The 13,505-nt window shown below is 42.2% G+C and carries 12 protein-coding genes; 3 read left to right on the plus strand and 9 right to left on the minus strand.

The window, feature by feature from the left end; translation table 11 throughout:
* Positions 1-140 precede the first annotated feature (140 nt).
* Positions 141-746 carry a nucleoside/nucleotide kinase family protein gene (locus BUB28_RS11445; protein ID WP_072951547.1) on the minus strand — a complete coding sequence of 202 codons (606 nt, stop codon included), beginning with the start codon at positions 744-746 and terminating at the stop codon, positions 141-143.
* Positions 747-796: 50 nt separating this feature from the next.
* Positions 797-2,110: a peptidoglycan DD-metalloendopeptidase family protein gene (locus tag BUB28_RS11450; RefSeq protein ID WP_072951549.1), complete on the minus strand. Its 1,314-nt coding sequence runs from the start codon at positions 2,108-2,110 to the stop codon at positions 797-799.
* Positions 2,111-2,395: 285 nt separating this feature from the next.
* Between BUB28_RS11450 and BUB28_RS11455 the strand changes: the two genes are divergently transcribed.
* A complete protein-coding gene (locus tag BUB28_RS11455) occupies positions 2,396-2,644 on the plus strand; it encodes a heavy-metal-associated domain-containing protein (protein WP_072951550.1) in 249 nt (82 codons plus the stop codon).
* A 72-nt stretch (positions 2,645-2,716) separates the two neighbouring features.
* On the opposite strand, the gene BUB28_RS11460 is transcribed toward BUB28_RS11455, so the two are convergent.
* From BUB28_RS11460 to BUB28_RS11475, 5 genes are all read right to left on the minus strand, one after another.
* Positions 2,717-2,842 carry a hypothetical protein gene (locus tag BUB28_RS11460; RefSeq protein WP_347497343.1) on the minus strand — a complete coding sequence of 42 codons (126 nt, stop codon included), beginning with the start codon at positions 2,840-2,842 and terminating at the stop codon, positions 2,717-2,719.
* Positions 2,830-4,323: a recombinase family protein gene (locus BUB28_RS11465; protein ID WP_072951552.1), complete on the minus strand. Its 1,494-nt coding sequence runs from the start codon at positions 4,321-4,323 to the stop codon at positions 2,830-2,832. The genes BUB28_RS11460 and BUB28_RS11465 overlap by 13 nt, the downstream gene beginning before the upstream one ends.
* On the minus strand, positions 4,320-4,496 hold the full coding sequence (locus BUB28_RS17090; RefSeq protein ID WP_175547849.1) for a hypothetical protein: 177 nt from the start codon (positions 4,494-4,496) through the stop codon (positions 4,320-4,322). Before BUB28_RS17090 ends, BUB28_RS11465 begins: the two co-directional genes overlap by 4 nt.
* Before the next feature lie 87 nt (positions 4,497-4,583).
* Positions 4,584-5,654 (minus strand): NAD-dependent epimerase/dehydratase family protein, encoded by a 1,071-nt coding sequence (locus tag BUB28_RS11470; RefSeq protein WP_072951554.1) that lies wholly within the window; start codon positions 5,652-5,654, stop codon positions 4,584-4,586.
* Between the two features lie 3 nt (positions 5,655-5,657).
* Positions 5,658-7,151, minus strand: coding sequence for a nucleotide sugar dehydrogenase (locus BUB28_RS11475; protein ID WP_072951556.1), 1,494 nt, complete (start codon positions 7,149-7,151; stop codon positions 5,658-5,660).
* Between the two features lie 316 nt (positions 7,152-7,467).
* On the opposite strand from BUB28_RS11475, the gene BUB28_RS11480 reads away from it, so the two are divergent.
* Positions 7,468-9,174: a glycoside hydrolase family 11 protein gene (locus BUB28_RS11480; RefSeq protein WP_072951557.1), complete on the plus strand. Its 1,707-nt coding sequence runs from the start codon at positions 7,468-7,470 to the stop codon at positions 9,172-9,174.
* A gap of 152 nt (positions 9,175-9,326) precedes the next feature.
* Here BUB28_RS11480 and BUB28_RS11485 read toward each other — a convergent pair whose 3' ends face one another.
* Complete coding sequence (locus BUB28_RS11485; RefSeq protein ID WP_242939987.1) at positions 9,327-10,001, minus strand: CpsB/CapC family capsule biosynthesis tyrosine phosphatase; 675 nt, start codon at positions 9,999-10,001, stop codon at positions 9,327-9,329.
* On the minus strand, positions 10,001-11,602 hold the full coding sequence (locus BUB28_RS11490) for a tyrosine-protein kinase domain-containing protein (RefSeq protein ID WP_072951561.1): 1,602 nt from the start codon (positions 11,600-11,602) through the stop codon (positions 10,001-10,003). The genes BUB28_RS11485 and BUB28_RS11490 overlap by 1 nt, the downstream gene beginning before the upstream one ends.
* A 633-nt stretch (positions 11,603-12,235) precedes the next feature.
* On the opposite strand from BUB28_RS11490, the gene BUB28_RS11495 reads away from it, so the two are divergent.
* The gene (locus BUB28_RS11495) at positions 12,236-13,495 is read left to right on the plus strand and encodes a TPM domain-containing protein (RefSeq protein WP_072951562.1); all 1,260 of its coding nucleotides are present in this window, start codon (positions 12,236-12,238) and stop codon (positions 13,493-13,495) included.
* Positions 13,496-13,505 lie beyond the last annotated feature (10 nt).

The raw sequence follows: 13,505 nt of genomic DNA on the forward strand, positions 1-13,505 counted from the left end.
GGTGTGCCCTATCTGAGAAAAAATAAAACTGAAAGTTTTCGGGAGAGAGTTTGAGAGAAGCCCCTTTTTCAAAAGGGGTTCTCTCAATAAATACTACAAAACTGCTATATGGGTATCGAGGTTACTGAGTGCTGCTTTTTTCATATAACAAGGTCTGCATTTTCAGCAGGTCTGTACTTTTCTGCGTAGAAATGCTCCGCAGGGAAATAGCGTTTTTCGTACTTTTCGCGTATATCCGCTTCATCTCCGATATAGCCGTCCCTGAGAAGCACACGGCTGAGCCTTTCTTTCTCGGCTACATCTACGTATATCATATAGTCGAATGTGTCTTTCAACTCCTCACGCTGTAAGAAAATGCCCTCTGTGATGACTATACTTCCTTTGGGTATGCTCCTTATATCCGTGATATAGCTGTCATTATCCTTGTCATAAAGCTCCATAGGCGGAGCTTCTCTCTCCTCACGCAAAGGCTTCACAACAGAGCTCAGAAAATGCTCGTACCGCCATTGCAGATAATAATATTGCTCCCATTGAGGGTAATCGTCATTATAGCGAACCGCTTTTGGGTGAATAAAATCGTCGATATGGAATATCTCGGTATGTATATCCTCAGCTTCAAGAAGTCTGCTCACTTCCTCTGCTATCGTGCTTTTGCCTGCACCGCCAAGACCGTCAATGCCTACGAGCAGTGTACTCCCTTTTTTATACTGTTTTTTCAGTTCCTTTACTATAGCTTCTGCTTTCATAGCTTCTCCTTAAAAACAGAAGTACCACATAAGCGGTACTCCCTTATTTGTTATTCAGTTACAGCAATTACTGCTTTTTTCAGTTCGACCAGATCGAATACATCAACTGTTCCGTCCTTGTTGATATCAGAAGCAAGATACTGTCTCTTGTTGAACTCATCACCCTTATTGAGGATATAATTCTGTAGTATAACGATATCGGAAACGTTGAGATTTCCGCTGTTGTCAAGGTCTCCCATAACTCCGCTGTAAACATCGCTGCTTATAACGAAATCAGAAGTTACAAGTGTATACGCTTGTCCGCTTGTATCCTCTGCAACTATCTTGTAGGTATACTCGCCGTCATAAAGTGCGTTGAACTCGATGTTCTTATCAAAATAAGACGAAAGGTCGTATGTCAATGCATTTGGAGCAGCCTCTGCGCACTGACTCGTTGCTTCTCCGTTACGGAAATAAACTCCACCATAAACCTTCGTTATTTTAAGATTTGAAGTGATAACGCCCTTTATCGAGAACGGCTTTCCTATCTCGATAGTTCCCTCGGGGACTGTCTGTTTTTCGATCTTCATGCCTGATTTAGGCTCTTCCTTGCGCTGCATATAATCCATTGAAGCATATCCGCTGACGCCCTTATACTCAACGTGCGCCCACTGTCCGTTGCCCTTTGTAACCTTGAACTCAGCATTGGCAGGTATCTGACCTGTAACAGCAAAATTAGTACCGTGTCCGCCGCGGATATTAAGGTTGGTAACTACATTTTTTGTGGTGTACAGTCCTGCATATTCCTCTGAGCAGCCGCAATCGGAAGCTGCGGGAGTACTGTTTGTCTGCCCGCCGCCTGTATTGTCAGAGAATACAAAATAGCTCATCGGATCATAATATGTACGTGCAGGGAAATTTCCGAGAAGCTTGTCACATACTCCGAAATGGAGGTGATTTCCCGAGGACTGTCCCGTGCTTCCCACCTTAGCGATAACATCGCCCTGCTTTACCTCAGCTCCTGCTGTAGCAACAAGCTGTGAAGCATGAGCGTAAAAGGTATATACGCCAAGATCGGCATGGTAAAGTATTACCATATAACCATAAGCGTCTTTCCAGTCGGCAGAAATTACCTTTCCGCCGTAAGCCGCATAGATATTGCTTCCGCCTGCGGCTTCGATATCTATTGCATTATGATGCTCGGTACTGTCATAGGTATTTCTTGCAGGGTCAAAATAAGTCGTTATATTCTTATACTTTGCTTCTGTAGGCCATACAGCATATACCGCAGCCTTTGCCTTGAGGGCAGGCACGCACACAGAAACGGTAAAAATTACAGCTATTGATAAAAGGAAAGCAGCCGCTTTCCTGATTATTTTTTCCATGATATTTTCTCCTTATGCAGTAAAAAAATAATATGACAATACATATATTACCATATTTTTCATAAAAAGTCAATCCAAATCCGTAACTTTCACCAAAGAACATCGTAAAACAGACTTTTCAGGGTACATAATACCATAATTGTTTTTTGCTCTTTAATAATATCAAGCACCTAAAATACTGTTTACACACCTTTTTTGGCAATAATATTTAATGCCGCTTGACAACGTGAGAAAAATGTTTTAGAATATTATTGTAAGTATACACTAACAAAGGAGTTGATAGATATGATAAAAACAACGATAAAGGTAGACGGTATGATGTGCGGTATGTGCGAGGCTCACGTATCAGATGCAGTCCGTGCCGTGATCAAGGCAAAAAAAGTTTCCTCCTCTCACAGCAAGGGCGTGACCGAGATAATCTCGGAGGAAGCTCCCGACAGTGCATCACTGAAGGAGGCTATTGAAAAATCAGGCTATAAGGTTCTGGATATCAAATCCGAGTCCTATGAGAAAAAGGGATTTTTCCGCAGATAAAAGTGAGCTGCTCAGGGAAATGCTTATATCACAAAAAAGGCTTCCGAAAAATATCGGAAGCCATATTTTTGGTTATTTTCTTCTGCCGCAGTTTTTATCAAAGGAAGGATTGCAGGCGTAGAAGTTTCTTGAATCAAGATTATCCTGTGCTATGCGGAGTGCTTCACCGAATCGTTCAAGACGACTCATATCCTCCATTGAATGATAATTTTCTCGCTCGTTGCATATATCCCGCCGATGAGTATATCTGCTACCTGACGCTTATCGTCAAAGCTAAGCTCCTCCCACAGGTCAAGATGACAGTCTGTCTCATCAATTGAGAAATCCTTACTGCACATCAGCTTTCCGATACGCTGAGCTATCTCGTTTTTTCTCGTATCAAGAGCTGCTATACGCTCATTTATGTAGCGGTAAAGCGCCGCATCGGAATCAGCTACTTTATCTATCAGACTTTCGATCTCCTTGTCTGTTTCTGCAAGCTCACTTTCAAGACGGATACGCTCATTATTACGAATATCCTGCTCATGGTACGAAAGCTTTCCGAACATTGTCAGCTTCTCACGTATCTCATTGCCTACTAACCGTTCCACATCATCGGTATATAGCGTCCCTGCTCCTTTACAGTTCTTGGAATCAAGTCTGTTTGAGCATCTGAGATATCTGCGACGCCCCTCATCATACTCCTTAGCAATAAGTGCGCAGCCGCACTCTCCGCACTTTATCTTACCGCAAAGCCATGAGTTCTTCGCTTTCTGCGACGGTATCATCTGCTTTCTGCCCATACATTTTTCACGGCATTTCAGCCATACTGACGAACACACTATACCCTTGTGAGGTGCAAGCACTATCTGCTCCCCCTCCAAATCCGAAAGGCTCTTCTTTTTCTCGGAGCGCTTTTTATAGCAATAGCAGCCGTTTTCTCCGATGTAGTCCGACGGCGGATCAACTGCTTCTGCACCGTGCTCCTTGAAAAAATCATATACGTCAAGGTCAGCCTTCACATATATCGGATTGCACAGTATTTCCCTTATCCGCTGTCTTACCCAGGGCTTTCCGCGCTTCTGTATCCCGAGCCGGTTTATTTCATCAATTATATCTCCGTATGAAGTACAGGGCTGTGAATACATCTCAAATATCCTCTCCACAACCCTTGCTTCTTCGGTGACAGGCTCATACATGGAGGTATGTACGCCCTCTATGACTGTCGGTACTTTTCTGAAGCCATACGGGATATTGCCGCCCATGTAAAAGCTCCTGCGGCTCCGTGAATAATAGGCATCTGCGACCCTTTTCTGTATGGTCTCACGTTCGAGCTGAGCGAACACTATACAGATATTCAGCATTGCATTGCCCATAGGCGATGAGGTATCGAACTTCTCGGTAGCTGAAATGAACTTCACATTTCGTTTGCCGAACAGCTCTATCATGTTTGAGAAATCAAGTATTGAACGGCTTATGCGGTCAAGCTTGTAGACAATTACCGTTTTTATCAAGCCCTCCCTGATATCGTTCATCATCTGCATGAACTCAGGACGATTTGTATTCTTTCCGCTGTAACCGCGGTCGATATAAGTCCTGAATGGTTCACCTCGTGTCTCATATCTGCACAGCTCTATCTGCTGCTCGATGGATATGCTGTCTGCACGATCAACAGACTGTCTTGCGTAGATCGCTATCATATCCCGTTTTTTGTCCTGTATTTCGCAAAGATCTTGTACAGCTCGGTTTCCGCATTCTTCAGCCTTCTGACATCTGTTTTATCAGTTAAAAGGTTCTCGACAACTATAGTCCCCTTTCGTGATTCAACTTTTTTTATCTGCGAATGACAGCCTGCTCTGTTTAATACTAACATATAGATCACCTCTGTTATATTCTATTTAAGCAAGGCTTGTCTGAATACAAAAAAGGCACCACTAAAACAGCGATGCCCTTCAGATTTTTATTTTTTGTAGTATTCTGCATACCATTCCGCAAATTTTCTGAGTCCTTCACGGATACTTATTTTTGGAGTAAAACCATAATCTGCTTCAAGCGCTTTACTGTCCGCATATGTCACAGGCACATCACCGGGCTGCATACCAACAAGCTCTCTGTGTCCTTCAAAATCATAGTCGGAAGGCAGTACGCCAGCTCTGACTAATTCTTCCTGCAATGTTGAAATATAGTCCAGCAGATTTTCAGGAGTGCCGCCGCCGATATTATACACAGCATACGGAGGCACGGGAAGTCCGTCCTCGCCGTTTACCTTTTCGGGAGCTCCCTGCATTACTCTGTATACTCCCTCAACGATATCGTCAACATAGGTGAAATCACGCTTGCAGTTGCCGAAGTTGAAAATCTTTATTGTGCCGTTCTTTGAAAGAGTATTTGTCGCAGAGAAATAAAACATATCAGGTCTGCCCGCAGGACCGTATACCGTAAAGAAGCGCAGTCCTGTCGACGGGATATTGTAAAGCTTTGAATACGAATGTGCCAAAAGCTCATTCGACTTCTTTGTAGCTGCGTAGAGGCTTACAGGATTATCCACTTTATCCTCGGTACTGAACGGCACCTTCTTGTTTCCGCCATACACTGAGGAGCTTGAAGCATAGACAAGATGCTCCACAGGATTGTGCCGGCAGGCTTCAAGTATATTGTAGAAACCGATAATATTCGACTCGATATATACATCGGGGTGGTCGATCGAATATCGTACACCAGCCTGTGCTGCAAGATTTACAACAACGTCGAATTTATATTCCTCAAACAGCTTATCTACCAGCGCTTTATCAGCTATAGTGCCCTTAACAAATATATGCCTTACCGCTGATGCTTCCGCAGCCTTTTCGATGAGTCCCAGACGGTATTCTTTTAGCTGCGGATCATAGTAATCATTCATATTATCCAGCGAAACAACAGTGCCCGAGGTCATTTCTTCAAGCAGTCTCAGCACCAGATTTGCGCCTATAAAACCGGGTGAACCTGTAACGAGTACGGTTTTTCCATTCAGGTCAATTCTTGTCTTGCTCATAACTTAGTCCCTTCTGAACAGATCTCTTGTATAGACCTTTTCTGCAACATCATCAAGTATGGAATCATAACGGTTTGCAACGATACAGCCGCACTTCTTCTTGAACTTCTTCAGATCGTTCACTACTGTCGAACCGAAGAAAGTGCTTCCGTTTTCAAGTGTCGGCTCATAGATAACAACAGTTGCACCCTTTGCCTTAATACGCTTCATAACGCCCTGTATAGATGACTGACGGAAGTTATCGGAATTTGATTTCATGGTAAGGCGGTAAACACCTACTACTATCTCCTTCTGCTTCTTTTCTCTTGCACTTGAATATGACTCGCTGTTACCGTAAGTACCTGCAATTTCAAGGATACGGTCTGCAATGAAATCCTTACGCGTCCTGTTGCTCTCAACGATAGCGGTCATCATATTCTGCGGAACGTTCTGATAGTTTGCAAGAAGCTGTTTTGTATCCTTAGGCAGACAGTAACCGCCGTATCCGAATGAAGGATTGTTGTAATAATCGCCCACACGGGGATCAAGGCACACGCCCTTGATTATATTGGCTGTGTTAAGCTCCTTTACCTCTGCATAGGTATCGAGCTCATTGAAGTAAGATACACGGAGCGCAAGATATGTATTTACGAAAAGCTTTGTAGCCTCTGCCTCTGTAGTAGCCATGAAAAGCACAGGTATATTAGTCTTTATAGCCCCCTGCTGAAGCAATGACGCAAAAGTCTCGGCAGCCTTCTTGTTATTTTCATCTGAACCTACTATGATACGGCTCGGATAGAGATTATCGTAAAGAGCCTTTGACTCGCGGAGAAATTCAGGGCTGAAAATGATATTATCCATGCCTACTTTTTCGCGCACCTGAACCGTATAGCCAACAGGTATAGTTGACTTTATAACAACTGTAGGCTTTTTCTTGTTATTTGCTGTGACCTTCTTGATGAGTTCAAGTACGGACTCAACAGCAGAACAGTCAAAGAAATTGGTTTTAGGGTCGTAATTTGTAGGTGCTGCTACGATGATAAAATCAGCATTCTTGTAAGCCGACTCACCATCTGTTGTTGCTTTGAGAGACAGCTTTCTCTGCTCATGCTCGGCAAGATACTTCTCAATGTAATCGTCCTGTATAGGAGATATCCAGTTGTTCAGCTTTTCCACCTTCTCGGGAACGATATCAACAGCAGTAACGTCATTATGCTGTGAGAGAAGGACTGCAAGAGAAAGTCCGACATAGCCTGTTCCTGCAACTGCTATCTTCTTGCGCTTTACAGTCTTTACCTCAGCTGCATCGTCAACAAAAAGATCGGTATATTCAAAGCCGAGGACCTCCGATAAAGCCAGAAGCTGATCGACCGAGGGATTGTAATCAGCTGCTTCAAGTCTTGAAAGCAACGAACGGTTGATGCCTGTCTTTTCTGCTGTGGCTGCCTGTGAGAGTTTGAGGGACTTTCTCTTGTCAGCTACAGTCTGAGCCAGCAGCTCCAATGATAAATGCTTCATAATTACCTCCTGTTAAACGCGTTGCACTCAGCAACAAAACTCCTTTGATTTACAATGCAATCATTATATCACTTATCGTTATCAATGTCAACGGATTTGTTGTTAATAAGTATCGGATACTACAGTAATTCAAATTCTATTCATTATTTACGTCATTATCAGCAACAAAAGTACTTCTGTTCACGATGACTTTCAATGGCAATTAATGACTTGAAATAGCTCCTTAATGTATGTATAATGTGTGTATAAGCAGTTATGTGTTCGGTTCCTGAATAAGTTACCGATATAAATTGATTTTTTATGAGGAGTGATACAATTGAAATTCAAAACAGCAAAAACCGTTTTAGGCATTGCAGTTTCCACAGCAATAATTGCCTCGTCGATACCTTTTACAGCTTCTGCTATCGATCAGATGGTCAAGGGATATATCGACGGCTATGACTACGAAATGTGGAACATGAACAGTCAGGGCACCATAGATTACGTACCCGCCGCAGGCGCCTTTACCTGTTCATGGAACGGCATAGAAAACTTCATAGCAAATGTCGGCAGGAATTATGACAACAACAGAAAGAATTACAAAGAGATCTCAAATCTGTCCTTCAGCTATGATCTCGACTTCACACCTCTCGGCGACGCATTTTACGGCGCATACGGCTGGACAAGAAATCCCCTTGTGGAATGGTATATAGTTGACGGCTGGGGCAGCCGCAGACCGCGCCCATTATCAGACAGTCAGATGCTGGGTACTACCATTGTAAACGGACACGAATACGAGGTATTCAAAACAAACCGCTATAATCAGCCCAGCATTTCAGGTCCCTCCACATTCTGCCAGTACTGGAGCATCCGCACCACAAGCGGTTCCAAGGAAAATACCGACAATCACGTAAAGGACTACATAGATGTTGCAAAGCATTTCGACTCATGGAATGCTCTCGGACTTGATGTAACAGGTTCGATTTACGAAGTGGTATTTAATATTGAGGGATACAGATCAAACGGAAGTGCAGAACTGAAAAGATTGAGATTTGGCGAAGGACATGACAGCAAGCGCCTCAATGTCTACGACAATAAATACAGTGAAGAAGGTCATAGTCTTTACAGGGAAAAAGGCTGCTTCTTCATGTATAGTTTCAATTCATTCCTTGACGAATGGGAGCCGCGCGGAACTGAGTCTATCGAAAAAAGCGACATAAGCTACGAAGGTCCAAGCTCCATGCTTGTGACTCAGCGTTTAAAGCCGTGGGAGGGTCCAAGCAAAAATCTGAACAACATCAACTTCTTCCCTGACAACACTTACAGCTTAGGTGCTTTTGTAATGCAGGACAGTGAAGAATCTGTCGATTTTGAACTTGTACTCCAGTATCTGGACTCAAACGGCAGATTTCAATATGACATCATTGCCGAAGCCAAGTCAGAAAGTCAAAAATGGACCGAACTTTCAAATTATTCATATACTATCCCAAAGGACGCAAGTCAGATAAAAATTTTCATAGATACCCCCGATTATACAGGTGATTTCTATGTTGACAACGCCTACGGAGGTCAGGAATATGTTAACCCGTCAAGCCTTAGCGATGATGTGCCTTTTACCCTTCATTACGGTGACATCAACCGCGACGGAGCTGTCGATATTTTCGATCTCCCGCTGCTTAGAAAAGCTATCCTTATGACAAGCTGCCGCGACTATATCCCTCCCACAAATTCCGATGTAAATAACGACGGAAAGGTTGATATCGCAGATCTTGTTTCCCTACAGAAATATCTTCTCGGCGGAAAAGATACCATAGAACCTGAAATAACCACCACGGCTGTGACTACAGTAACAACAACAAATACCACTGCTGCATCAACTTCTGCTGCTGTATCAGAAACTACCTCAGCTGCTTCAAATACAACCACAGCAGAATCAACCACAACAGAAACAACAAGTACGACCACAGCAGAAAAAACTACTGCAAAATCAACTGTCTCCGCAGCAGCTGCCACAGTAACAACTGCCGCTGCAAAGGAAAAATAAATCTTGTGCAAAGATCAGTAAATCCAGCCTTCGACTGTATATGAAAATAACCGATACCTTTTGGTATCGGTTATTTTATTTTGCAGAGCATTGAGCAATAAAAGACCTGACAGGAACCGTAAAGCTTCTGTCAGGCAATAATACAGTACCTATCAAATTTTATATCTATCCAGTATCTCATCGGAAAGCCCTATCACATCAGGCTTAGCTTTCTTTTTCAGCAAGTCCCAGTTAGGCTTGCGGTCATTGATATTATGTGCATCACTTCCGAACGCAAATCTCTTTCCGTCGGCTATGATACGCTTTACAAGCTTTTTTTCCTTCCAGCTTGCAAACGCTTCATTATTTATCTGCATCACAGCCTTGGTCGAAAGAATACCTTCCATCTCTTCCTTGCTGTAATACTCAAGGTAACGATGAACGTGCGCCAGCATCACCTTTAAATCGAATTCAACGCCTATATTATATATTTCCTCTGACATCCACTTAGCATATGCACTGTACGGCAGTTCAAGAAGTATCATTCTTGTGCCCTCGACAGCCAGTTTTTCAATATTTGGAAGCTCGGAAATACCGTTCTCGATTGCCACCTCTGCCCCGAGATATATCTCTCTGACAGCAGACTTGTCCTTTATTTTTTCAAAGGCAGCCTGTCTCTTTTTCATGAATTCAGCCACCGATTTTTCACGGTGAGCATAAAAATGAGAGGTTGCGATTATGCGGTCAACTCCCTGTGCCTTCATCATTTCTATCATGGCAAGAGAGGTCTCAACATCTTTAGCTCCGTCGTCGATACCGGGAAGTATGTGACAATGATACTCAGTCATTATTTCTTACCTTTCTTTTTACCGTTGCTTTTCTTGGATTTATTGTTGGAATTATTGTTAGTCTTCTTGGGAGCAGCCTCTTTTTTAACGGTTTCTTCCTTTTCTTCCACATCTGTATCATCGTCGCTTGTCTCTGGCTTTGAACCGTAATAGCCATAGCCGCCGTAGCCGTAGCCCTTCTTGTAATAGTACTTATTCTTATATTTTGAATAATATCCTGCCTTCTTTATCTTGACATCATTCATAATAAAGCCGAGCATATTCATCTGAGCGAACTCTACCTTCTTAATTGCCGCGTCAACATCTTCATTGGTAGTAACTCCGTATCTGAGAACCACGATAATACCCGAAATGTATTTTGCAAGCTCCATAGCGTCCGTAACAACGTTTACAGGAGGAGTATCAATGAGTATCATAGAATACTCCGAACTGAGCTGTTCAAGGATAGCTCCCATATTATCTGAAGCAAGGAGCTCTGACGGGTTAGGCGGTACGGGACCTGCTGTCATTACGTCAAGATTTTCCATAACGTCCTTCTGGATACATTCCTCAAGCTTGCTCATCTTACTGATAGCAGAAGAAAGACCCTTTTTATTTTTCAGTCCGAATATCTTGTGCTGTACAGCCTTACGCATATCCGCGTCTATAAGGAGTATCTTATTTCCGCCCTGTGCAAGAGCGATAGCGATATTGGCAGATGTTGTGGACTTTCCTTCTCTCGGATTTGAAGAAGAAACAGCAAATATCTTCTTATCCACAGTTGAAAGCGCAAAGGATACATTTGTACGTATGGACTTGTAGCTTTCAACAACTGTAAAAGGAACATTCTTATCAGTAAGCTTTACGTGAGCGTCCTCGTCCTGATCCTTCTTTTTCTTTTCGATACCAAAGGAAGCTATCTCACCGATAATAGGCTTCTTGAATTCCTTGCCGACAGCATCTGTATCTCTGACTGTATTGTCAAAGAAGTCAACGAGAAAGATTATCATACAAGTGAGCATAAGTGCCGCCATAGCGCCTAAAACAGCATTTTTCTTCATGTTAGGTGCAACAGGATTATTGTACACCTTTGCAACGTCTATCGTATTTATCGAACCTACGCCAACTGCTTCCTCCACATAATCGGGAGCCACCTCAGTAAGGTCATTGCACAGAGCAGCAGCCACCTCTGCATTCTTTGTCGTAGCAACTATCTTTACAGCCGATGTATCGGTTACAGAACTTATGCTATAGCAGTCGCGGATAGCCGAAGGAGATATCCTACCCTCAGACATACCGAAGTTCTTTATAAGCGTATCCTCATCGAACTGCTTTTTCAGGAGCTCACCTACGGAGTTCATTACCGCATCGTCTTTAAGAACTTCCATATATGTATTTACCAACTGCTTTGAGTTGCTGATATTATTCTGCTGATTTGCGTTTTCGGAAATTCCCGTGTAGCTCTGCACATACATGGATATATGCGACGAGTATTTCAGCGGCATAACGAATTTAGAGTAACAAAACGCCGCAGTGCCTCCGATGATAGTCACAAGTATCAGAAGCCAGAGCTTACTTAAAAGAAGATTGATGATATCCTTAATTGAATAGCTATTGTTCATTTCAGAGATTCCTTTCTGTCCACATATCAGCTTAAATTTAAGATTTTCATAAATCCGACATTGTTAAATCATAAGTAAACAGTCTATTATTATATACCATTTGTAAAGTTATCGAATTTTTATAAAAATTTCATATACTGTGATATATATAATGATACCACATTTTTCCCGAATTTACAAGAACTGTTCGCAAAATTTGTTAATCATAAACAATTTATTCTATATTTCAATTTAATTATGCACATTTGCTATATATATTTCATATAAATAGATAATCTTTTGTATATACGCATATCAGATATACGAACAGTATACGTGAAAACAGCAATTGGAACCGCCTTTTTCTGTTAATAAAATACATATATAATAAAAAATATACAGTATCAAATAGCAAAATTTAATATATTTTCGTTCATATATCTTGTCTCGATATCAAAATCAGGCTGTGATCTCGCACTTAAATCCAAGCAATTTTTCATCATTCAAATACATATAAATAACAGCATGGAAATATTTTCAGTCGGATATGCGTTAAAAATCCAGAAATAAATACGAAATAAAAAAGTCTTGACTTTTGACCTGCCATGATATAAAATATATGCATTATACTATGATATAGGGGGTTTATAAATTATGCCACATTCATCAGGAGGAGGCTCCCACGGCGGAGGCTCACACGGCGGTCACGGAGGTTCTCGCAGCAGTACCAGAACGAGGACAAGCAGCAGACCGTTCCACAATTCACGCAGGTATGTATATCACCACAATGGGCAGCCGCGATATTTCTATGCAGGTCCCGATTTCAAGCCGGGATTTCAGTGGACAAAGCTGCTGATACTGATCGTATACATACCGTTCATAGCTATGATCTTTACGCAGTTCAAGAAGGTCATACCGCACGTTCCGCAAAACTACACTCACAGCATATTTGTCAAGGACGAAGCAAATGTTATCAGTGACGAAAATGGAGTTATTAAGGAACTGAAAGCATTTGAAAAAAAGACAGGTGTATCTCCCGCAGTTATTACTATCAATAACGAGGACTGGCAAAGCTCATACTCTTCACTTGAAAATTACGCATACGACAGGTATTTGCAGGAATTCAGCGACGAATGTCACTGGCTGATAGTTTATTCTCAGCAGCGCGAGGTCTCAGATAATTATATAAACTGGTACTGGGAGGGTATGCAGGGAGATAATACCGACAGTGTACTGAAATATTCCGAAACCAACAGGTTCACCAACTCACTATACAGCTATCTCGAAAGCGGAAAAAGCGTTGACGATTCCCTGAAAAAAGCATTTTCAGAATTTACGGATACCATTTCCATGAAGCCTGAGTTCAGTCTTATGATCACACCTTTGTTTATGATCGTATTTTTGTTATTCCATGCATTCGGAATGTTATATCCTTCCATAAAGTACAGGAATGCAACTCTTGCTCCCCTTGATACTGACAGCGGTAATACATACGGCACTGGGAACAGCTACGATACAGGAAATACATATAACAGAAGCTTCAACAATACGCCATACACTCAAAGTAACATCAATACTCCCAAGCCATACGATCCTCAGGCAGAACGCAGAAAGCGAATAATCAACTCAGGCAAGAATTATACGGCTGCCGACTACAGGGCTGATAAGAAAGCACGCGATGCTGAATTCAATAAATTTATCAACCAGTACAAGCGGCTCATAAACGAAAACAACAAGAACGAAAGCGCTTCTATGCCTTCAATAGACAGTACCCCAACTGCTTCATACGACAATTCTGCTTCATATGACAACACAGCAAGCAGCTCGAACAGCAATTTAGTTACCTGTCAGTACTGCGGAAGCACATTTGCAGCTAAATACAACAAATGTCCATTCTGCAACGCAAGGCAGTAAAAGCAAAACC

It is taken from the genome of Ruminococcus flavefaciens (genome assembly GCF_900143025.1).
Taxonomy (GTDB): domain Bacteria; phylum Bacillota; class Clostridia; order Oscillospirales; family Ruminococcaceae; genus Ruminococcus; species Ruminococcus flavefaciens_I.

Coding starts and splice junctions, on each gene's coding strand:
- BUB28_RS11445 (WP_072951547.1), bottom strand. CDS start 746: ATGAAAGCAGAAGCTATAGTAAAGGAACTGAAAAAACAGTATAAAAAA.
- BUB28_RS11450 (WP_072951549.1), bottom strand. CDS start 2,110: ATGGAAAAAATAATCAGGAAAGCGGCTGCTTTCCTTTTATCAATAGCT.
- BUB28_RS11455 (WP_072951550.1), top strand. CDS start 2,396: ATGATAAAAACAACGATAAAGGTAGACGGTATGATGTGCGGTATGTGC.
- BUB28_RS11460 (WP_347497343.1), bottom strand. CDS start 2,842: ATGGAGGATATGAGTCGTCTTGAACGATTCGGTGAAGCACTCCGCATA.
- BUB28_RS11465 (WP_072951552.1), bottom strand. CDS start 4,323: ATGATAGCGATCTACGCAAGACAGTCTGTTGATCGTGCAGACAGCATA.
- BUB28_RS17090 (WP_175547849.1), bottom strand. CDS start 4,496: ATGTTAGTATTAAACAGAGCAGGCTGTCATTCGCAGATAAAAAAAGTT.
- BUB28_RS11470 (WP_072951554.1), bottom strand. CDS start 5,654: ATGAGCAAGACAAGAATTGACCTGAATGGAAAAACCGTACTCGTTACA.
- BUB28_RS11475 (WP_072951556.1), bottom strand. CDS start 7,151: ATGAAGCATTTATCATTGGAGCTGCTGGCTCAGACTGTAGCTGACAAG.
- BUB28_RS11485 (WP_242939987.1), bottom strand. CDS start 10,001: ATGACTGAGTATCATTGTCACATACTTCCCGGTATCGACGACGGAGCT.
- BUB28_RS11490 (WP_072951561.1), bottom strand. CDS start 11,602: ATGAACAATAGCTATTCAATTAAGGATATCATCAATCTTCTTTTAAGT.
- BUB28_RS11495 (WP_072951562.1), top strand. CDS start 12,236: ATGCCACATTCATCAGGAGGAGGCTCCCACGGCGGAGGCTCACACGGC.